Here is a 19,472-nt window from a genome sequence, read left to right as displayed (position 1 = left end):
CGCCGTTGCACGGCGGGCCGGACTGCACAATACACGCCCCCATGCGGGCACCATGAACATGAGACACATCGCAATGAACGCACAATGGACCGACTTTATTACCCTGCTCAAGCGTGAAGTGGTGCCGGCCCTTGGCTGCACCGAGCCCATGTCGGTGGCGCTGGCGGCGGCCAACTGCCGCAAGCTGCTGGGGCAGGTGCCGACCCGCGTCAGCGTCTGGGTCAGCGGCAACCTGTTCAAGAACGGCATGGGGGTCGGGGTGCCGGGCACCGGCATGATAGGGCTGCCGGTGGCGGCCGCCGTCGGCATCACCGGCGGCAACCCGGATGCCGGGCTGGAGGTGCTCAAGACCCTCACGCCGGATCAGGTTGAAGCCGCCAAGGCGCTGCTGTCCGCCATCAAGGTGGACGTGAAGGATGTGCCGGACGTGCTCTACGCCGAGGTGCTGGCAGAGGTAGAGGGCCACAGCGCCCGGGTGGTGATCTGTACCGACCACACCCGCATCATCCTGATGGAGCGCGATGGCGAGGTGCTGATGGCGCAGGACAGCGCCCCCGGCGTGCAGATCCAGGCCGCGCCTGCCAGCAAGCCCGCCATGACCCTGCGCGAGATCGTGGAGTTCGCCCTGCAGGTGCCGCTGGCCGAGATCGACTTCATCCGCGAGGCGGCCACCATGAACCAGGCGCTGGCGGACGAAGGGCTGCAGGGGTATGGCCTGCGCATCGGCAAGATCCTCACCGAGCAGGTGGAGCGCAAGCTGCTCTCCGATGACCTGATGACCCTGGCCATGCGCCTCTCTTCCGCCGCCTCCGACGCGCGGATGGATGGTGCCATGCTGCCCGCCATGTCCAATTCAGGCTCCGGCAACCAGGGCATTGCCGCGACCATGCCGGTGGTCGCCGCCGCCCGCTTCCTGCAGGCGAGCGACGAGCAGCTGACCCGGGCGCTGGTGATGAGCCACCTGGTCGCCATCTACATCAAGACCTACCAGAACAAGCTGTCGGCCCTCTGTGCCGCCAGCACCGCCGCCATGGGGGCGGGGGCCGCCATCACCTGGCTGCTGGGCGGTCAGTTCGAGCAAATTAGTCACTGCATCAACAACATGATTGGCGACGTTTCCGGTATCATCTGCGACGGTGCCGGCAGCGCCTGTTCCATGAAGGTCTCTACCTCGACCTCGGCGGCGGTGAAATCCTCGCTGATGGCCATCAACAATCTGCGGGTCCCCCAGAGCGAAGGCATCGTCTCCGACGACGTGGATCAGACCATCGCCAACCTGGGCCGCCTCTCCAAGCAGGGGATGCTGGATACCGATATCGAGATCATCAACATCATGCGGGCCAAGCAACAAGGCAAGGCCGAGTGATGCAAGAGGGTGGCGCAGGCCACCCTCCGTTTTTCTGCCAGCTGACGCCACCCCGGCCACACCGGGGGGCACGCCGCCACGACGCGGCAGGTTTCAGGGAGGAGTGCGTACAGGGCACTCGTCCGCACACTTCGGGCCTGGCCCGATCATTTTGGGGAATATCGTCATGACTCTTAGCGTTATAGGTAATCTGGCCATCCTGGCCATGTTGCTGCTGTTTCTCTATCGGTTGCAGCAGACCCACGTCAGCTTCACCCGCCGGGTCTTCTCGGGGCTGGGGCTGGGCATCCTGTTCGGCGCCGCCCTGCAGCTGCTCTACGGGGCCGGTTCCGACGTGCTGGTGCAGACCGGCGACTACCTGGATATCGTCGGCAGCGGCTACGTGAAGCTGCTGCAGATGATCATCATCCCGCTCATCATGGTCTCCATCATTGGGGCCATCCTCAAGCTCAACGGTGGCACCGCCCTTGGCAAGATCAGCGCCATGACCATTGGCGTGCTGATCTTCACCACCATGATCGCCGCCGGGGCGGGCATCCTGATGTCCAACCTGTTCGGCCTGACCGCCGAGGGGCTCACCGCCGGCGCCGCCGAAACCGCCCGCGGGGCGGCCCTGCAGACCACCCTCGGCAGCGTCGAGAGCATGTCCTTTGCCAAGATGGTGCTGGAGTTCATCCCGGCCAACCCCTTCCTCGATATGACGGGGGCGCGCAAGACCTCCACCATCGCCGTGGTGATCTTCTCCATCTTCATCGGCCTCTCCGCCACCGGTATCGCCCGCAAGAAGCCGGAGATCTTCGTGAGTTTCGGCCACTTCATGCAGGTGGCTCACGTCATCGTGATGCGGATGGTGACCCTGGTGCTGCGCCTCACCCCCTACGGCGTGCTGGCGCTGATGACCAAGGTGGTGTCCGGCTCCAACTACGCCGACATCATCAACCTGCTCAACTTCGTGCTGGCCTCCTACGGTGCCATCGCCATCATGTTCGCCGTGCACCTGCTGCTGGTGGCGCTGGTGGGCATCAACCCGGCCCGCTTCCTGAAGAAGATCATGCCGGTGCTGGCCTTTGCCTTCACCTCCCGCACCAGTGCGGGTTCCATCCCGATGAACGTGCAGACCCAGACCAAGGCGCTCGGCATTCCGGAGGGGATCGCCAACTTCGCCGCCTCGTTCGGTTCGACCATCGGCCAGAACGGCTGCGCCGGCATCTATCCGGCCATGCTGGCGGTCATGATTGCGCCGACCGTGGGGGTCAACCCCATGGATCCGGCCTTCATCATGACCCTGATCGCCATCATCACCGTCAGCTCCTTCGGGGTGGCCGGCATTGGTGGCGGCGCCACCTTCGCCGCCCTGATCGTGCTCTCCGCGCTGGACTTTCCGGTGGCGCTGGCCGGTCTGCTCATCTCCATCGAGCCGCTGATCGACATGGGCCGTACCGCGTTGAACGTCTCCGGCTCCATCACCGCCGGTACCGTCACCAGCCGTCTGCTGGGGGAGACCGACATGGCGGTGTTCAACAGCGAGCAGGAAGTCTGTCTGGACGGCGAAGAGTCCACCATCTGATCCGCCGCGGGAGGGGATCCCTTCCGCCATCAACCACAGGGAGGGCATGCCCTCCCTGCGTCATTGACAGGAGCAAGTATGAGAATCGTGATCATCGGTGGCGAAGCCGCCGGCATGAGTGCGGCCGCCAAGGCGCGCCGACTGGCCAAAGAGGCTGAGATAGTGGTGTATGAGGCGTCCGAGGTGATCTCCTTCGGCGCCTGCGGTCTGCCCTATTTCGTTGGCGACGAGTTTCAGGAGCCCGGCTACATGGCCGAGTTCACCCCGGCGCAGTTCGCCGCCAAGGGGATCGAGGTCAAGACCGGCCACCGGGTGCTGAGCCTGGATGCCAATGCTCAGACGCTGAAGGTCGAACATAACGGCGACACCTTCACCGATCGCTACGATCGGCTGATGATCGCCACCGGCGCCCGCGAAGTGATGCCGCCCATCCCAGGCCTGCAGCAGGAAGGGGTATTCGGCCTGCGCCGGATGGCCGATGGGCTGGCCCTCAAGGCCGCCGTGCAGGAAAAGGCCAACCGCCGAGCCCTGGTGATCGGCTCCGGCTTTATCGGGCTGGAGGTGGTCGAGGCGCTGGTCCATCAGGGCAAGGAGGTGCGCCTGATCGAGCTGGCGGAGCGGGTCATCCCGGAGGCGTTCGACAGCGAGATCACCCAGCATATCGAGACCGAGCTGCGTGAGCAGGGAGTCTCCCTCCATCTCGGCGAGCGGGTCGAAGCCCTGTTGGGAGAGGGCCGGGTGACCGGCGTGCGCACCAGCCATGGCGAGTACGAGGCCGATATAGTGGTGGTCTGCACCGGGGTCAAACCCAATACCGAGTTCCTGGCCGATACCGGCATCGAGCGGCTCGGCAACGGTGCCATCAAGGTGAACCGGCAGGGGCGCAGCTCGCTGGCCAACGTCTGGTCGGCCGGTGACTGTGCCAGCGTCTGGCACGGCGTGAAGCAGCAGCAGGTCTATGTGCCGCTCGCTACCATCGCCAACAAGCTGGGGCGCATGGTGGGCGAGAACCTGGCGGGCGCCGAGCAGGAATTCCCGGGCACCCTCGGCTCTGCGGCACTCAAGGTGCTGGGGCTGGAGGCGGGCCGTACCGGCCTCTCCGAGCAGGAAGCCAAGGTGATGGGGATCGACTATCGCACCGTGGTGATCAAGGACAAGTGCCACACCAACTACTGCCCGGGTCAGTCCGACATCCACGTCAAGCTGGTCTACGAGGCGGGCAGCAAGCGGCTGCTGGGGGGGCAGATCCTCGGGCGCAAGGGGGCGGTGCACCGCATCGATGCGCTGGCGGTCGCCATCACCATGGGGGTGACCACGGAGCAGCTCGGCATGCTGGACTTTGCCTACGCGCCGCCCTTCTCCCGCACCTGGGATGTGCTCAACGTGGCGGGCAACGTTGCCAAGTAATACAAGGCATGACGGCGTGGCTGATGTGCGCCGTCTTTCCCCATGCCGCCGGCACGGGGTGGTAAAGGGGCATGTCGTTCATGAACAGCGCCCATAAAAAAACCGGAGCCAAGGCTCCGGTTTTTCATTGTGCGGCAAGCGATCAGCTGCGACCGAGACGATTGTCCGGGTAGTTCTTGGCCAGCACTTCGCGGGCGTGCTGGGCCAGGGTCGGCATCTTCAGGGTGTCGTAGGAGTTGATCATGATCTCCAGCGCCTTCTCGGTTTCGGCCGTGTCGGGGTAGGTCTCGACGATCAGCTTGGCCCGGTTGGCGGCGGCGATCAGCGCATCACGCTTCACATAGTACTCGGCCACGCTCAGGTCGTAGCGGGCGAGCCGGTTCTTCAGACCGATCATGCGGGCACGGGCATCGGCGGCGTAGACGCTGTTGGGGTAGTTCTGCAACAGGGTCTTGAAATCCTGGAAGGCCTGACGGGCATAGGAGGGGTCTTTGTCGTCCCGATCTATGCCCAGGAAGTCCTGGAAGAAGTTGTAATCGCCGGCCATGTTGGTCAGACCGCGCATATAGAAGACGTAATCGATATTTTTATGCGCCGGGTTGAGGCGGATAAAACGGTCGATATTGGCGATCGCCTGGGCAGTGTCATCCTGCTTGTAGTAGGCGTAAATGAGGTCGAGCTGAACCTGGTTGGAGTAGGCACCGAAAGGATAGCGAGAATCCAGCGCTTCCAGTAACTCGATAGCATTCAGGTAGTTACCGGCATCCAGCTTGACGCGTGCTTTCTGGTACAGGGTCTCCGGCGGTTCGTCCGGTACCTTGGGTTTGGTGCTGGAACAGCCTGTGATCAAGGTAGCGACCAAGGCGAGTGACATCAGCAGGTGAGACTTCTTTCCCATCAACAACATCCGGTCCATTTCCACGAAATTGGCAAAGTATCCGTTATGCTTGGCTAAAAGAAAAGCTAGAATACCCGGATTATTTCGAATTGATACCCCCCGCTCAAGAGACCATACATGAGCCAGCATATTGAACTGACAGGCGAATTCCAGGATCACCAATTCGGGCAGCGACTCGACCAGGCCCTGGCCGAATTGTTTCCAGACTACTCCCGCACCCGCATCAAGGAGTGGATTTTACAGGACAGAGTGACCCTGGATGGTCAGGTTGCCAATACCCCGCGCGAGAAGGTGCTGGCCGGGCAGAAGGTACATGTGGATGTCGAGCTGGAAGATGACACCCGCTTCGATGCGCAGGATATCGAGCTCAACATCGTTTACGAAGATGAACACATTCTGGTGATCGACAAGCCGGCCGGTCTGGTGGTTCACCCGGGCGCCGGTACGCCCGATGGCACCATCCTCAACGCCCTGCTGCACCGCTACCCGGACATCGCCGAAGTGCCCCGCGCCGGTATCGTGCACCGTCTGGATAAAGACACCACGGGTCTGATGGTGGTCGCCAAGACAGTGCCGGCCCAGACCCATCTGGTGGAAGCGCTGCAGGCGCGCCAGATCACCCGTGAGTACGAAGCGATCGCCATCGGTCACATGACCGCCGGCGGCACCGTCGATGCTCCCATCGGCCGTCACCCGACCCAGCGCACCCACATGGCCGTGGTGCCCAATGGCCGTCCTTCCGTGACCCACTACCGGGTGCACGAGAAGTTCCGCGGTCACACCCGGCTGCGGTTGCGGCTGGAAACCGGTCGTACCCACCAGATCCGTGTGCACATGGCCCACATCAAGCACCCGCTGGTGGGTGATCCGGCCTACGGCGGTCGTCTGCGTCCGCTGCGCAACGCCATCCCCGAGCTGACCGAAGCCCTGCGCAACTTCCATCGCCAGGCGCTGCACGCCACCATGCTGCAGCTGGCTCACCCCATCACCGGTGAGGTGATGCAGTGGCACTCGCCGACGCCGCAGGACATGCTGGATCTGATGGAAGTGCTGCGGGCCGATACCCTGGCCAATCCGGACGATCTGGTCTGGAACTGATAATAAAGAGGGCGCGCTTGCGACGATTCCTGCCGTAACCCGCCCTGCATGACTCGAAACGGGGCCCCTTGACTGGTTGCAGCCAAGGGGCCCCGTTTTCATATGAACGAAAGGAGCCACAGATGAAATGGATCGAACCCGACTGGCCGGCCCCGGCCAGGGTCAGAGCCCTGTCGACCACCCGTGACGGCGGCGTCAGCGAGGGGGTCTTTGCCGGCCTCAACCTGGGGGCCCACGTGGGGGACGAACCGGCCAGGGTCGAGGCCAACCGGGCCCGACTGCAGCAGGCGTCCTCCATCCCCGGCACTCTCAACTGGCTCAATCAGGTGCACGGCACCGCGGTGCATCCCGTCAGCAGCGACTATGGCTGCGCGCCGGATGCGGATGCCGCCTGCGCCCGAGACGCGGGGCAGGCCTGCATCGTGATGACTGCCGACTGCCTGCCTGTGCTGTTCTGCGATCGGGCCGGCACCGTGGTGGCCGCCGCTCACGCCGGCTGGCGCGGGCTGCAGGGGGGCGTGCTGGAGGCGAGCATCGCCGCCATGGGCTGCGAGCCGGACGAGATCCTGGCCTGGCTTGGCCCGGCCATCGGCCCGCAGGCCTTCGAGGTGGGTGGTGAGGTGCGCGAGGCATTTATGGCCGAGCAGGCCGAGGCGGCGGCTGCCTTCGTCCCTTCGCCCAACGAGGGCAAGTGGCTGGCGGATATCTACCAGCTGGCCCGCCTGCGCCTCGCCCGCGCCGGCGTCACCGCCGTATATGGTGGCGAGCACTGCACCTTCAGCGACAGCGAGCAGTTTTACTCTTATCGTCGCGACGGCCAGACCGGCCGCATGGCCTCCATCATCTGGCTGGCCGAATAAACACTGAGCGGCCCCTTGTTTGCCAAGGGGCCGTGATCCCCTCACGCCTGCATCTGCAGAAAAAATAACCAGCCCCACCCCTTGAAATAGTCCGTACGGGCCTCATCTTTCATCTCAGAAAGTTATGTTGTTTGCCGCGCAAGCGGCGTCTGCCTGTTTGAAGGGGGAGTGCAATGCGCCTCGATCGCCTGACCAGCAAATTCCAGATTGCTATTTCCGATGCCCAGTCTCTTGCGCTGGGTCGTGACCACCAATTCATTGAACCCGTTCACCTGATGACCGCCCTGGTCAACCAGGATGGCGGCTCCATTCGCCCGTTGCTGACCCTGACCGGGCTGGACATCAATGCCCTGCGTTCGCGTCTGGGCGAAGAGCTCGACCGCCTGCCGCGTGTCAGCGGCGTGGAGGGGGACGTGCAGCTCTCCAACGGCCTCGGCCGGCTGCTCAACGTCTGCGACAAGCTGGCCCAGCAGCGCAAGGATCAGTTCATCTCCTCCGAACTGTTCGTGCTGGCGGCCCTCGACGAGAAGGGGACGCTGGGCGAACTGCTGCGTGCCCAGGGGCTGACCAAGGAGAAACTCGAAGCGGCCATCGACAAGGTGCGTGGCGGCAAGAAGGTGGAGGATGCCAACGCCGAGGAGAATCGCCAGGCGCTGGAGAAGTACACCATCGATCTGACCGAGCGGGCCGAGATCGGCAAGCTCGACCCGGTGATCGGCCGGGATGACGAAATTCGCCGCACCATCCAGGTGCTGCAACGCCGCACCAAGAACAACCCTGTGCTGATCGGTGCCCCCGGCGTCGGCAAGACCGCCATCGTCGAGGGGCTGGCCCAGCGCATCATCAACGGCGAGGTGCCGGAGGGGCTCAAGAACAAGCGGGTGCTCTCCTTGGACATGGGGGCCCTGGTGGCCGGTGCCAAGTATCGCGGCGAGTTCGAGGAACGGCTCAAGGCGGTGCTGAACGACCTAGCCAAGGAGGAGGGCAACGTCATCCTCTTCATCGACGAGCTGCACACCATGGTCGGCGCCGGCAAGGGCGAGGGGGCCATGGACGCGGGCAACATGCTCAAACCTGCGCTGGCGCGGGGCGAACTGCACTGTGTCGGGGCCACCACGCTCGATGAATATCGCCAGTTCATCGAGAAGGATGCCGCGCTGGAGCGCCGCTTCCAGAAGGTGCTGGTGGAAGAGCCGAGCGTGGAGGATACCATCGCCATCCTGCGCGGCCTGAAGGAGCGCTACGAGCTGCACCACCACGTGCAGATCACCGACCCCGCCATCGTGGCGGCGGCCCAGCTGTCGCACCGCTACATCGCAGATCGTCAGCTGCCGGACAAGGCCATCGACCTCATCGACGAGGCGGCGGCCAGCATCCGGCTGCAGATCGACTCCAAGCCCGAGTCCCTCGACCGGCTCGAGCGGCGCATCATCCAGCTGAAGCTGGAGCAGCAGGCGCTGATGAAGGAGGATGACGACGCCAGCCGCAAACGGCTCGAGCTGATCAACCAGGAGATCGGTGAAAAAGATCGGGAATACAATGAGCTGGAAGAGGTGTGGAAGGCAGAGAAGGCCGCCCTCGCTGGCACCCAGCACATCAAGGCGGCGCTGGAACAGGCCCGTCAGGATCTCGACGTGGCGCGCCGCGCAGGGGACTTGGGCCGCATGTCCGAGCTGCAGTACGGCCGCATTCCGGAACTGGAGAAACAGCTGGATCTCGCCACCCAGGCCGAGATGCAGGAGACCAGCCTGCTGCGCAACCGGGTCACCGACGTGGAGATCGCAGACGTGCTGGCACGCTGGACCGGTATTCCGGTGGCCCGCATGCTGGAAGGGGAGCGCGAGAAGCTGCTGCGGATGGAAGATCAGCTGCACAGTCGGGTGATCGGCCAGGAGGAGGCGGTCGAAGCGGTCTCCAACGCCATTCGTCGCTCCCGCGCAGGTCTATCAGACCCGAACCGCCCCATCGGCTCCTTCCTGTTCTTGGGGCCCACTGGGGTGGGCAAGACCGAGTTGTGCAAGGCGCTGGCCGAGTTCCTGTTCGATACCCAGGACGCCATGGTGCGGATCGACATGTCCGAGTTCATGGAGAAACACAGCGTGGCCCGTCTGGTGGGGGCGCCTCCCGGCTACGTGGGGTATGAAGAAGGCGGTTATCTGACCGAGGCGGTGCGCCGTCGCCCCTACTCGGTGATCCTGCTGGACGAGGTGGAGAAGGCCCACCCCGATGTGTTCAACATCCTGCTGCAGGTGCTGGATGACGGCCGGCTGACCGATGGTCAGGGTCGTACCGTGGACTTCCGTAACACCGTGGTCATCATGACCTCCAACCTGGGGTCGGATCTGATTCAGGAGCACCACTCCGAGAAGGATTACGACGAGATGAAAGCCATGTTGATGGAGGTGCTGGCACGCAGTTTCCGGCCGGAGTTCATCAACCGGATCGACGAGACAGTGGTGTTCCACCCGCTTGGCGAGGAGCACATCAAGTCCATCGCCCGCATCCAGCTCAAGAGCCTGATGAGCCGGTTGGAGGCCCAGGGCTACGAGGTGGAGGTGAGCGAAGCACTGCTGAACAAGCTGGTGCATGCCGGGTTCGACCCCGTCTACGGGGCGCGTCCTCTCAAGCGGGCGATCCAGCACAAGGTGGAGAACCCGCTGGCGCAGGCGCTGCTTTCCGGCCGCATCGTTCCGGGCAAGAAACTGCTGCTGGGGGCCGACAGCAACGGCCTCACCATGACCCAATAACTGGATCGCAGATAAAAACGCAGGCCCCGAGCCTGCGTTTTTTTTGAGGGGTAATTGCATGCTCACCTTTTCCGTACTGGTGGATGACGATGTCCATCTGCCTGGCTGTCTGCCCGAGAAGGGGCTGTCGCTGCTGCTGGAGTGCGACGGCCTCAGGGTGCTGTTCGACAGCGGCCGTGGCCGGGCGCTGCGCCACAACGCCGCCGTGATGGGGATCGATCTCGCCTCGCTCACCCATGTGGTGCTCTCTCACGGTCATTACGACCATGTGGGCGGGGTAGGCTCGCTGCCCGTCTATCCGACGCCCATTCCTCTCATCGCCTGCCCGGACGTGTTCTGCGAGCGGGGCTACTTCCTGCCGCTTCCCTTCTGGCGGCGCAACCTCTATCGCCTGTCGGGAGTGCTGGAACGGGAGTCGCTGGCGGCCAGAGGCTTGCTCTCCCACTGCTCGGCCGAGCCGGTGTGGCTCTCGGATCGTCTGGTGTTCCTCGGCAGCATAGCGTGGCGCGAGCGGGCCGCCCCCTCGCTGCTTGGCTACATCATGCGGGACGGACGGGTGGAAAAAGACCTTATCAGCGACGATTCCGCGCTGGCCTACAAGAGCGAACAGGGGCTCATCGTCTTTATCGGCTGTGGTCACGCCGGGACCGAGAACATCATCGAACGGGCCAGGGAGGTGTGTGGCGATGAGCGGATCCACGCCGTCATCGGCGGCCTGCACCTGAAGTTTTCCGGTCCGCAGCGGGCGGCGGCGCTTGGCGCCTATCTGCAGGAGGAGGCGGTGGAGAAACTGTTTGCCTGCCACTGCACCGGCAGCAGGAAAGCGGATCTGCCGCGCCAGTGCCAGATCGGAGCCGGTTTCGAATACCGGTTTTCGGCGTAAAAAAAAACGGCAATCCGAAGATTGCCGGGAGGAATGTAGTGAAGCGACCTGACGTGGGTTGAGCGGGTCGCAGGGGCAAGCCCCGATGGCGAAGCAAGGCCGCTGCCGGTCTTGCCTCTTACAGCCTGCCGGGGTTGCGCTCGCTCAACCCCGATGGCCACTTGCCTGTCGCCATGCCGGCGGCGATCGCGCCGGCCTGGCCTTCATTCGTTACAGCATGCGTTACAGCATGCCTTGCACGGCGGCCTTCATCTCGGCCGGCCAGACGCCGACCTGGACCTGACCTATGTGCTCTTTTTGCAGCAGCAGCATGGCCAGACGGGATTGGCCGATGCCGCCGCCGATGGTTTGCGGCATCCGCGCTGCCAGCAGATCCTGGTGCCAGTCGTACTGCAGGCGATCTTCGTCACCGGTGATGGCGAGCTGGCGGCGCAGCGCCTCGGCGTCGACGCGGATCCCCATGGAGGAGATCTCGAAGCTGTCCTGCAGCACCGGGTTCCACACCAGGATGTCACCGTTCAGACCTGCCAGACCCAGCTCGCTGTGGCTGCTCCAGTCGTCGTAGTCCGGGGCGCGCACGTCGTGGCGCTCACCGTGGGAGAGGGCGCCGCCGATACCGATCAGGAACACGGCACCCAGCTCCTTGGCGATGGCGCGCTCGCGCCCCTTGGCATCGAGTTCCGGGTAGCGGGTCAGCAGCTCTTCGCTGTGCACGAACTGGATTTCGGCCGGCAGGAAGGGGGTCAGCTCATGTTCGGCACAAACCGCGCGCTCGGTGGCCTTGATGGCGGCCCAGATGCCACGCACCGTCTCCTGCAGGTAGGCCAGATCGCGGCGCTCGCTCGGCATTACCTTCTCCCAGTCCCACTGATCCACGTAGACGGAGTGGATGGGGGTGAGGCGATCCTCGTCCGGACGCAGTGCCTTCATGTGGGTGTAGATGCCTTCGCCCGGACCGAAGCCGAAGCGGCCCAGGGTCTGGCGCTTCCATTTGGCCAGTGAGTGCACCACTTCGTAGCTGTGCTGCGGCAGAGTCTTCACCTTGACCTGCACCGCATTCTCGTGGCCAGAGAGGTTGTCTTGAGTGCCATCACCGACCCGGCTCAGGATGGGGGCTTGTACCTCCATCAGACCCAGTTGCTGGGCGAGTTGGCGGGAGAACATCTCTTTGACGAAGCTGATCTGTTGCTGGCTGCGAATGTAGTGCTGTTTCATGCTGAATACCTGTCTTGAACCCGTTGGATGTGAGGATTCTTCAACAGATCGCCAACTAAATTCAATATTCGATAATAGAAATAGGCTTTGTGTATTTTTTTCTTCAAAATACACTGGTGATTAATGATGAATCATCAAAGGGAGTGCAAAAAAGTGCCGGAAAATTATCGGATCGATAATCTCGATCAGGCCATCCTCACCGCCCTGATGGAGAATGCACGGCTGCCTTACGCCGAGCTGGCCAAACAACTGCTGGTCAGCCCGGGCACCATCCATGTGCGGGTGGAGAAGATGAAGCAGGCGGGCATCATCGAGGGTACGCGGGTGCAGGTGAACCCCAAGAAACTGGGCTACGACGTCTGCTGCTTCATCGGCATCAACCTGAAGAGCGCCAAGGATTACCCGTCGGCGCTGGCCAAGCTGCAGGCGCTGGACGAGGTGGTGGAGGCTTACTACACCACGGGCCACTACAGCATTTTCATGAAGGTGATGACCCGCTCCATCGACGAGTTGCAGACCGTGCTGATCCACAAGATCCAGACCATCGACGAGATACAGTCCACCGAGACGCTGATCTCGCTGCAGAACCCGATCCTGCGGGATGTGAAGCCTTGAGTCTGGCGGTATGAGGGGGAGCGTAGAGATCCTTCTTCCATGTGAGACCTTGCTTTGGTTGCAGAGTCCAATCCTGCGGGATATGAAGCCCTGACCGGCCGATCAGGGTTCGATATAGGGGATGCCGTACTTTTCGTAGAGGGCCTTGAGCCGGCCATCGCGTTTCATGCGCAGCAGCTCGGCGTCGTAGGCCGCCATCTGGGCCGGGGTATTCTGGTCGGCGCGGGCGCGGGCCCAGGTGTTGAAGTAGGGACTGCTCTTGAGCGGTTTGGGCAGGTAGTCGAGCTTGCCCTCCAGTCCCTCCTCCCTGATCTGGGCGAAGGCGGTGACCAGCGGCATGGGGACCGTATCGATCCGTCCGGCCAGCAGCTTGCGCAGCTGCAGCTGGTTCATGGTGATCTCCTGGAAGTGATAGGAGGGATCGGTGAGGGCGGCGGCCAGCTCGGGGGTATAGGAGAAATCCTTGGTCACTCCGATGCGCCAGGGTTTGAGGTCGGCCAGCGTCTCGTAGCGGATCTTCAGCAGATCGGCCTTGCGCACGAAAAAGTGCCAGCTGTGGCGGATATGGGCCTGCTGGGGGTAGATGAGGTAGCGTTCCCGCTCCGCCTTGTAGGAGTGGGTCATCACCACATCGCAAACACCGGTCTCTGCGTTGCGGGTGAGACGGGCACCGGAATCGGCCAGCTCGATCTTGATGGGGATCTTGAGTCTGCCGAAGATGGCGGTGACGATGTCGACATCGAGCCCTCTGGGCTGCTGAGCGGCATCGAGGTATTTGAGCGGGGGTTCCATCGTGCCACAGACGATCAGCTCCCTGGCAAAGGGGCTGAGCGGGAACAGTAGCCAAAGCAGGTGGATTACACGCAAACTACCTCTCCTGAACCCATTTGAAGATTATTTGGCACCTGATACCAGTATATTGGGTTGCCCCTGATTCGTAGAGGCGACTGTATATGGCAAACCCTGAAATTGAAAGCGAGCTGGACGGCATCGACAGGCTGTCGGTCTGCCTCTATCGCCTGGGCTTGAGTCTGGCAGCCTTGCTGCTGCTGTGTCGAGGGGCAAGCTTGCTGATCGGGCAGGATTTTTTGACGCCGGCACAGTGGCTGACGGCGCTGGCCGTGGCCAGCGGGGTATGCGGCCTGTGCCTGCATGTCTATGACAAGCGCATTCGCTTCTTGCTGCAGGGGCTGGGCTGGGGCGCCCTGTTGCTCAGTGCGAGCGGGGCGCCGGATGTGCTGGTGCTGGGGGCGGCCCTAGCCATGCTGGCGGGGCTGGCCTTCAAGGAGCAGTTCTGCTTCGCCATTCCGGGGATCAGGGCGGTGCCCCTGCTGCTACCCCTGTTGTGGCTGCTGGAGCTGACCGGCATCGGCTGGGCCGCCGCCCTGGTGGCGCTGGTGTGTGGCGCGCTGCTCACTCTGCTCGCGCTGGCAAAATGGCGGATGCCCCTGCACTTCGATATCGGCGACAAGGGGCGTTACCAGATTTAGGTGGGCAGGCAGGCCTTCATCTGTGCGTTGAGGGCCTGCATCACCTGCCGGCGGCTGATGATGCCTATTACCCTATTGCCCTCCAGCACCGGATAGACCTTGGGTTTGGCCTCGGTCATCTGGCGGGCCAGCTCCAGTATGCTGTCGTCCGGGCTGACCGAGAGCGGGGTTCGGTTCATCAGGTCTTCCACCCGGGTGCGGGTATCGCAGTGATAGCTGCCGGTGAGCAGGCTCGGGATGCAATCCTGCTCGGAGAGAAACCCGATCAGCCGCTGCTGCGGGTCCAGCACCGGCAGGCCGCTCAGGCCGGCGTCATGCAGTCGGTCCAGCGCCTCGGCCAGGCCGAGCTGCGGGGTGAGGGAGTGGGTCAGACGGCTCATGTGATCGCGGATCTGCAACATGGAAGTGGCTCCGTAAGGTGATGATGGGGCCACTATGCCCGCCGGATGGCGGCAACGGCCAATGGCTTGTGCCGTGGGGATCGATAGGCATTCCTGCGGATAAGAGAGGAGGGATTATGCGTGCATTGGTGACAGGATGTGGCCGTCGGCTCGGTTTCTATCTGTGTGAACAGCTGGTGGCGGCAGGCTGGCAGGTAACCGGCAGCTATCGCAGCGAGCGACCGGAGCTGGCACGGTTGCGGGCGCTAGGGGTGACGCTGGTGCAGGCCGACTTCAACCGGGAGCAAGAGGTGGGCCGGCTCATCGAGGTGCTGGCCTCCCAGCCGGATCTGGCGCTGGTGATCCACAACGCCTCGGCCTTTGAACCGCAGGCGAGCGAGCCGGCGGCCCAGCTGGCCCAGTTTGATCAATTCTACCGGGTGCACATGGCGGCCCCCTTCCAGCTCAACCGGGGGCTGGCCCCTCAGCTGGCACGCCATCCCAACGCCAGCATCATCCACATCACCGACATCTATATCCACGCTCCGGCGCCCCAGTTTGCCAGCTATGTGGCCACCAAGGTGGGGGCCCATTCGCTCGCCATGAGCTTTGCCCGCGAGCTGGCGCCGGCCATCCGGGTCAACACCATAGAGCCTGGCCCCATTCTGTTTCTCGACGAGCATGGGGATGCGTGGCGTGAACAGGTGCTGGCGAAGACGCCGCTGGCGCGGGAAGGGGGGCTGGCGCCCATCTGGCAGGCGGTGCAGTTGCTGATGCAGAACGACTACATGACCGGGGCCAGCATCCGGGTGGATGGTGGCCGCAGTCTGGCCGTCATCTAGCCATCAACAGGGGATGGCCATGTCGCGCTGCAGGGCGACGGGGGCCAGGCCGACCTGCCCCTCCTCGATCACCTTGCCCGCCATCAGCCGGGTGTGCAGCGGCAGGGTCACCTTGGGGTCGTGCACCTCTCCTTTGCCGTAGAGTTCTGCCAACAGCTCGTCGAGATAGGCGTCAACTTGGGCGGCGGAGAAGTCGTCGTCCTCGCTGCTGGCCAGGATGTCGATGTCCAGCGGACGGTCCCGCACCTTGCAGTGCGGATCGCTGCGATCCCGGCCGTGGGCCAGCTCCATGGCGACGAAGTGTGCCTTGAGTCGGGGCTGGGCCAGCTCGCTCTCGGCGACGAACAGGCAATTGAGAAAGTCATGGCTTGAATGCATGCCGACCGGCTTGGTCTGGATCACTGAACTGAGCCGCAGGCGGCCAAAGTGGGCAAGCAGCTCGGCAACCGCCTGGCCGACATGCTGGTGGGGGTCAAGATTCGACCCTATGCTACACAGATAGAACATGTCATCAGTCCTTTGATAGGGCTCATCTGAAATTCTTACACAGCTCACGGTTATCGGCTTAACTATGCATTAACATCTGTTCGTCTGTTGTGATCAGGCTCTATCATCTTGGCAAGAAAGGAGATTTGCATGAGTGTGGAACTGAAATGGGCACTGCTGACCGCCTCGGGTGCGTTGGCCATGATCCTGATTATCTGTGTGGTATCCGTGGGTCTGGCGTGACCCCGGAAGAGAGCATGAACCGGCCTTCTGGCCGGTTTTGCTTTTTGGGGGAGTGCGGATATGCTGACCCACCCCAGATGAAGTGAGACCGCACAAGATGACCAAGGTACGCCCACGCTCCCTGCTGCAAGTGGTATTGATGGGGTTCGTCCTGGTGTTGATGCCGCTGGGCGGCATGATCTGGCATGACAGCCAGGCCCTCGACCACCTCAGCCAGTTGACCAGCGATGAGCTGGAGCGGGCGGTGCGCGATACCCGCCGGGCCACTCTGCTGACCACCCAGGCCATCGATCTTGAGCGCACCCTGCGCCGTTATGCGGTGCTCGGGGATGAGCGCATCCTGACCAGTTACCAGCAGCAGCTGGCGAGCTACCGCGACCAGCTGGCCGCCCACCAGAGTTCCATTCCTGACGCCGAGGCCTATGGCGGCATCGAGCAGGCCCTCGTCTGGCTCGACAGCCTGCAGGATCTCGCACGTGCCAAGGCCGAATCCAACAGCCCCAAGTTTGACGAGTTCAACGAGGCCAACCAGCAGCTCGAGATCATCACTCGCAGTCAGGTAGACGATCACGTCAGCAAGGTGCGGGCCACCATCGCCGCCCTGATGACCGAGATCTGGTGGGTCAGCGGCTTCGTGGCGGTGCTCAGCCTGCTGCTGGTCTTGCTGTTTACCTACCTGATCATCCACCCCGTGCGTCAGATTGAGTCGCGGATCTTGAGTCTGGGGGCCGGTGTGGAGCCGGACAAGCGGCCGGTGGACGGGCCGGCCGAACTGGTGCTGCTGGGGGAGCGGATCGGCTGGCTGCACGACAAACTGAAGGAGCTGGAGCAGCAGAAATACCAGTTCCTGCGCCACGTTTCCCACGAGCTGAAGACCCCGCTGGCGGTGCTGCGGGAGGGGGCGGATCTGCTCTCCGAGCAGCTTGTAGGGCCGCTCACCCAGGATCAGCAGGAGATCTGCCAGATGCTGGAGGAGAACAGCCGGCGTCTGCAGACCCTTATTGAGCGGCTGCTCGATTTCAACCGGCTCAGCCAGCAGGAGGTGTTCACTTTGACGCCGGTGGCGCTGGCGCCCCTGCTGTCAGAATTATCTGCAGAATACCGGCTGGCGCTGGAATCCAAACAAATCAGTGTACACTTGCCGACCGATCCGATCACGCTGAAAGCTGAGCCATATCGCTTGCGGCTGATCCTCGATAATCTGTTCTCCAATGCGGTCAGCTACGGCGCCAAGGGAGGGCAGATCTGGATCCGCGCCGGGCAGGATGACAACTGCAGCTGGCTGGAGGTGGCCAACGAGGGGCCCGCCATTCCCGTGGCCGAACGGGAGCGGATCTTCGAACCCTTCGAGCAGGGCAGTATTGTGCGCCAGGGCTTGCTGAAAGGCTCCGGAATGGGGCTCTCCATCGCCCGGGAATCGGCGATGAGCCTTGGCGGCGAGTTGGTATTGGTTGAAGATGAACAGGCGGATGTCTGTTTCCGGTTGACGTTGAAGTGAAGCCCAAGATGAAACAATGTGTTGTTCCGGTATTGATGATGAGCCTGCTCACAGGCTGTTCCCTGCTGCCAGCGCGTGACCCAGCGGCGTCGCCGGATCTCGCCCTCGCCAAGCGGATGGAGTTTGCCAACAAGGAGATGCAGGTGCGCCTGCAATACTCGGACTGGCTGCTGGCCAGCCATGCCCAGCAACGGGCCCAGGAGCGCCAGCGCCTCAAGGGGGCAACTGACCTCGAGAGCCGGGTCAGCCTGGCCATGGTCAACACCCACCCATCCGAATCGGTGGCCAGTCGGCGAGCCGGTCTGGACAAGCTCAAGAGCCTGCTGCCCGAGCTCGGCCTGGATGCCCAGGCCTTCCTGCGCAGCTGGATTGCCCTCGGCGAGGAGCTGCTGGCCCGTGACAGCCGGCGTGACGATCAGAGTCAGGAGGTGCAGCGTCTGCGCCGCCAGATCGAACAGCTCTCAGCCATCGATGAACAGCTCAATCAGCGCAAGCTGAACGGCAACGGCGAGGCGCTGAAATGAGTCGCATCCTGCTGGTTGATGATGATGCCAGCCTGCTCAAGCTGATGAGCATGCGTCTGCGCAGCCAGGGTTATGAGGTGGATACCGCCGACAGCGCCGAAGGGGCGCTGGACCGGCTGCGCCAGCAACGGGCCGATCTGGTGCTGAGCGACTTGCGCATGGCCGGCATGGACGGGCTGGCGCTGTTCGAGCGGATCCAGTCCCAGTGGCTGGGGCTGCCGGTCATCATCATGACCGCCCACGGCACCATCCCGGACGCCATTCAGGCGACCCGCTCCGGGGTATTCAGTTTTCTGACCAAGCCCATCGACAAGGACGAGCTGTTCGCCACCATAGAGCATGCGCTGAGCCTGACGCGCCCAAAGCAGCGCCAGGAGTGGCAGTCGCTGATCCTGACCCGCAACCCGCAGATGGAGCAGTTGCTGATCCAGGCCAGCAGCATCGCCACCATGGAGGTGCCGGTGCTGATCATGGGCCCTTCCGGTTCCGGCAAGGGGGTGATGACTCAGGCGCTGCACCAGGCCAGCAGTCGGCGTGATCAGCCGCTGTATGTGATCAACTGTGCCGCGCTGCCCTGGGCGGCGCTGGATCTGCAGCTGTTCGGCGAGGATGGCCAGTCCGGCCTGTTTGAGCAGGCCAAGGGGGCTACCCTGTTTCTCGACGAGATAGGGGGTCTGTCTGAGTCGCTTCAGGCCAAGCTGCTGCAGGTATTGCAGGAGTACGGCCAGGGCACGCCTGAGGTGCGGGTCATCAGCTCCAGCCATCAGGATCTGGTGGCTGCGATGGAGGAGGGGCGCTTTCGGGAGGATCTCTTCTATCGGCTCAACGTGGCCAACATCACAATGCCACCCCTCAGTGCCCGCAGCGAGGATATTCCCTTGCTGGCCAGGCAGGCGCTGGACGAGTATCGCAGCCGTCACGGCGAGTGCGCCGCCCTCGGCTTCTCGCCGGAGGCGCTGGCGCTGCTGGCGGCGGCGGCCTGGCCCGGCAACGTACGCCAGCTCTACAGCGTGGTGGAGCAGCTGGCCAGCCTCTGCTGCAGCCCGGTGATCGGCGCCGCCATGGTGGAGTCTGCCCTGAGTGGCGGCAGTGGTGGCATCCCCTCGTTCAACGAGGCGCGGGCCGAGTTCGAGAAGGAGTATCTGATCCGGCTGCTGCGCACCACCGAGGGCAATGTCACCCTGGCGGCCAGCATGGCGGGCAGAAACCGCACCGACTTCTACAAGCTGTTGAACCGGCACGGTATAGAAGCGGCGAACTTCAAGTCGAAGGGATAAATGACAGAGGGGCGGGGGGGGGGGTGGAGGGGCCCCCCCGAAGGTGATAAAAAAAACGTAAAAGATAGGGGGGGCA

At 63.2% G+C, this 19,472-nt stretch carries 19 protein-coding genes; 14 read left to right on the top strand and 5 right to left on the bottom strand.

The features are described from left to right. Positions 1–58: 58 nt before the first annotated feature. The 3 genes from ACB031_RS21180 to ACB031_RS21170 all read left to right on the top strand — a co-directional run bounded on the left by ACB031_RS21180 (position 59) and on the right by ACB031_RS21170 (position 4,340). Positions 59–1,366: a serine dehydratase subunit alpha family protein gene (locus ACB031_RS21180; RefSeq protein ID WP_042050136.1), complete on the top strand. Its 1,308-nt coding sequence runs from the start codon at positions 59–61 to the stop codon at positions 1,364–1,366. Positions 1,367–1,532: 166 nt separating this feature from the next. Beyond that, a complete protein-coding gene (locus tag ACB031_RS21175; RefSeq protein WP_371140194.1) occupies positions 1,533–2,933 on the top strand; it encodes an L-cystine transporter in 1,401 nt (466 codons plus the stop codon). Positions 2,934–3,011: 78 nt separating this feature from the next. Then, positions 3,012–4,340 carry a CoA-disulfide reductase gene (locus tag ACB031_RS21170; RefSeq protein ID WP_371140193.1) on the top strand — a complete coding sequence of 443 codons (1,329 nt, stop codon included), beginning with the start codon at positions 3,012–3,014 and terminating at the stop codon, positions 4,338–4,340. Between the two features lie 142 nt (positions 4,341–4,482). On the opposite strand, the gene ACB031_RS21165 is transcribed toward ACB031_RS21170, so the two are convergent. Further along, positions 4,483–5,238, bottom strand: coding sequence for an outer membrane protein assembly factor BamD (locus tag ACB031_RS21165; RefSeq protein WP_005306434.1), 756 nt, complete (start codon positions 5,236–5,238; stop codon positions 4,483–4,485). Positions 5,239–5,355: 117 nt separating this feature from the next. Here ACB031_RS21165 and rluD point away from each other — a divergent pair, with 117 nt between their 5' ends. The 4 genes from rluD (at position 5,356) to ACB031_RS21145 (ending at position 10,826) form a co-directional block, all read left to right on the top strand. Next, positions 5,356–6,336, top strand: coding sequence for a 23S rRNA pseudouridine(1911/1915/1917) synthase RluD (gene rluD, locus ACB031_RS21160; protein ID WP_010635820.1), 981 nt, complete (start codon positions 5,356–5,358; stop codon positions 6,334–6,336). A gap of 122 nt (positions 6,337–6,458) precedes the next feature. Then, entirely contained in the window at positions 6,459–7,196 is a 738-nt protein-coding gene (gene pgeF / locus ACB031_RS21155) for a peptidoglycan editing factor PgeF (RefSeq protein ID WP_371140192.1), read from the top strand. A gap of 173 nt (positions 7,197–7,369) precedes the next feature. Next, positions 7,370–9,943 (top strand): ATP-dependent chaperone ClpB, encoded by a 2,574-nt coding sequence (gene clpB / locus ACB031_RS21150; protein ID WP_010635822.1) that lies wholly within the window; start codon positions 7,370–7,372, stop codon positions 9,941–9,943. Between the two features lie 58 nt (positions 9,944–10,001). After that, a complete protein-coding gene (locus ACB031_RS21145) occupies positions 10,002–10,826 on the top strand; it encodes an MBL fold metallo-hydrolase (RefSeq protein ID WP_371140191.1) in 825 nt (274 codons plus the stop codon). 222 nt (positions 10,827–11,048) lie between these two features. On the opposite strand, the gene asnA is transcribed toward ACB031_RS21145, so the two are convergent. After that, positions 11,049–12,041, bottom strand: a complete 993-nt coding sequence (gene asnA, locus ACB031_RS21140; RefSeq protein WP_139431048.1) for an aspartate--ammonia ligase — start codon at positions 12,039–12,041, stop codon at positions 11,049–11,051. Positions 12,042–12,194: 153 nt separating this feature from the next. Here asnA and asnC point away from each other — a divergent pair, with 153 nt between their 5' ends. Continuing rightward, entirely contained in the window at positions 12,195–12,656 is a 462-nt protein-coding gene (gene asnC, locus ACB031_RS21135; protein WP_005306422.1) for a transcriptional regulator AsnC, read from the top strand. A gap of 102 nt (positions 12,657–12,758) precedes the next feature. Here the strand turns inward: asnC and ACB031_RS21130 are convergent, their stop codons facing one another. Continuing rightward, the gene (locus ACB031_RS21130) at positions 12,759–13,523 is read right to left on the bottom strand and encodes an ABC transporter substrate-binding protein (RefSeq protein ID WP_054543667.1); all 765 of its coding nucleotides are present in this window, start codon (positions 13,521–13,523) and stop codon (positions 12,759–12,761) included. Between the two features lie 86 nt (positions 13,524–13,609). Here ACB031_RS21130 and ACB031_RS21125 point away from each other — a divergent pair, with 86 nt between their 5' ends. After that, on the top strand, positions 13,610–14,146 hold the full coding sequence (locus ACB031_RS21125) for a DUF2301 domain-containing membrane protein (protein WP_139724371.1): 537 nt from the start codon (positions 13,610–13,612) through the stop codon (positions 14,144–14,146). Here ACB031_RS21125 and ACB031_RS21120 read toward each other — a convergent pair. Continuing rightward, positions 14,143–14,547 carry a CBS domain-containing protein gene (locus ACB031_RS21120; protein ID WP_139431046.1) on the bottom strand — a complete coding sequence of 135 codons (405 nt, stop codon included), beginning with the start codon at positions 14,545–14,547 and terminating at the stop codon, positions 14,143–14,145. The genes ACB031_RS21125 and ACB031_RS21120 overlap by 4 nt on opposite strands. 116 nt (positions 14,548–14,663) lie before the next feature. On the opposite strand from ACB031_RS21120, the gene ACB031_RS21115 reads away from it, so the two are divergent. Beyond that, positions 14,664–15,368 (top strand): SDR family oxidoreductase, encoded by a 705-nt coding sequence (locus ACB031_RS21115; RefSeq protein ID WP_371140190.1) that lies wholly within the window; start codon positions 14,664–14,666, stop codon positions 15,366–15,368. 3 nt (positions 15,369–15,371) lie between these two features. Here the strand turns inward: ACB031_RS21115 and ACB031_RS21110 are convergent, their stop codons facing one another. Next, a complete protein-coding gene (locus tag ACB031_RS21110; protein ID WP_017787108.1) occupies positions 15,372–15,875 on the bottom strand; it encodes a 2-amino-4-hydroxy-6-hydroxymethyldihydropteridine diphosphokinase in 504 nt (167 codons plus the stop codon). 129 nt (positions 15,876–16,004) lie between these two features. Between ACB031_RS21110 and ACB031_RS21105 the strand changes: the two genes are divergently transcribed. The 4 genes from ACB031_RS21105 to ACB031_RS21090 all read left to right on the top strand — a co-directional run bounded on the left by ACB031_RS21105 (position 16,005) and on the right by ACB031_RS21090 (position 19,396). Next, entirely contained in the window at positions 16,005–16,097 is a 93-nt protein-coding gene (locus ACB031_RS21105) for a YnhF family membrane protein (protein ID WP_005306410.1), read from the top strand. Positions 16,098–16,194: 97 nt separating this feature from the next. Then, positions 16,195–17,595, top strand: a complete 1,401-nt coding sequence (locus ACB031_RS21100; RefSeq protein ID WP_371140189.1) for a sensor histidine kinase — start codon at positions 16,195–16,197, stop codon at positions 17,593–17,595. Positions 17,596–17,603: 8 nt separating this feature from the next. Next, the gene (locus tag ACB031_RS21095) at positions 17,604–18,119 is read left to right on the top strand and encodes a hypothetical protein (RefSeq protein ID WP_017764803.1); all 516 of its coding nucleotides are present in this window, start codon (positions 17,604–17,606) and stop codon (positions 18,117–18,119) included. Next, the gene (locus ACB031_RS21090; protein ID WP_371140188.1) at positions 18,116–19,396 is read left to right on the top strand and encodes a sigma 54-interacting transcriptional regulator; all 1,281 of its coding nucleotides are present in this window, start codon (positions 18,116–18,118) and stop codon (positions 19,394–19,396) included. Before ACB031_RS21095 ends, ACB031_RS21090 begins: the two co-directional genes overlap by 4 nt. Positions 19,397–19,472: the final 76 nt, after the last annotated feature.

Origin of the sequence: Aeromonas sp. S8(2024) (assembly GCF_041403085.1) — a bacterium.
Classification (GTDB): Bacteria; Pseudomonadota; Gammaproteobacteria; order Enterobacterales; family Aeromonadaceae; genus Aeromonas; species Aeromonas dhakensis.
This window is presented reverse-complemented; position numbering and strand designations above follow the sequence as displayed.

Bases quoted from the DNA above. Each gene is read 5' to 3' on its own strand.
- ACB031_RS21145 (WP_371140191.1), top strand. From the start codon at position 10,002: ATGCTCACCTTTTCCGTACTGGTGGATGACGATGTCCATCTGCCTGGC.
- ACB031_RS21090 (WP_371140188.1), top strand. From the start codon at position 18,116: ATGAGTCGCATCCTGCTGGTTGATGATGATGCCAGCCTGCTCAAGCTG.
- ACB031_RS21165 (WP_005306434.1), bottom strand. From the start codon at position 5,238: ATGGGAAAGAAGTCTCACCTGCTGATGTCACTCGCCTTGGTCGCTACC.
- clpB (WP_010635822.1), top strand. From the start codon at position 7,370: ATGCGCCTCGATCGCCTGACCAGCAAATTCCAGATTGCTATTTCCGAT.
- pgeF (WP_371140192.1), top strand. From the start codon at position 6,459: ATGAAATGGATCGAACCCGACTGGCCGGCCCCGGCCAGGGTCAGAGCC.
- ACB031_RS21095 (WP_017764803.1), top strand. From the start codon at position 17,604: ATGAAACAATGTGTTGTTCCGGTATTGATGATGAGCCTGCTCACAGGC.
- ACB031_RS21110 (WP_017787108.1), bottom strand. From the start codon at position 15,875: ATGTTCTATCTGTGTAGCATAGGGTCGAATCTTGACCCCCACCAGCAT.
- ACB031_RS21115 (WP_371140190.1), top strand. From the start codon at position 14,664: ATGCGTGCATTGGTGACAGGATGTGGCCGTCGGCTCGGTTTCTATCTG.
- ACB031_RS21175 (WP_371140194.1), top strand. From the start codon at position 1,533: ATGACTCTTAGCGTTATAGGTAATCTGGCCATCCTGGCCATGTTGCTG.
- rluD (WP_010635820.1), top strand. From the start codon at position 5,356: ATGAGCCAGCATATTGAACTGACAGGCGAATTCCAGGATCACCAATTC.
- ACB031_RS21105 (WP_005306410.1), top strand. From the start codon at position 16,005: ATGAGTGTGGAACTGAAATGGGCACTGCTGACCGCCTCGGGTGCGTTG.
- ACB031_RS21180 (WP_042050136.1), top strand. From the start codon at position 59: ATGAGACACATCGCAATGAACGCACAATGGACCGACTTTATTACCCTG.
- ACB031_RS21170 (WP_371140193.1), top strand. From the start codon at position 3,012: ATGAGAATCGTGATCATCGGTGGCGAAGCCGCCGGCATGAGTGCGGCC.
- asnA (WP_139431048.1), bottom strand. From the start codon at position 12,041: ATGAAACAGCACTACATTCGCAGCCAGCAACAGATCAGCTTCGTCAAA.
- ACB031_RS21125 (WP_139724371.1), top strand. From the start codon at position 13,610: ATGGCAAACCCTGAAATTGAAAGCGAGCTGGACGGCATCGACAGGCTG.
- ACB031_RS21100 (WP_371140189.1), top strand. From the start codon at position 16,195: ATGACCAAGGTACGCCCACGCTCCCTGCTGCAAGTGGTATTGATGGGG.
- ACB031_RS21120 (WP_139431046.1), bottom strand. From the start codon at position 14,547: ATGTTGCAGATCCGCGATCACATGAGCCGTCTGACCCACTCCCTCACC.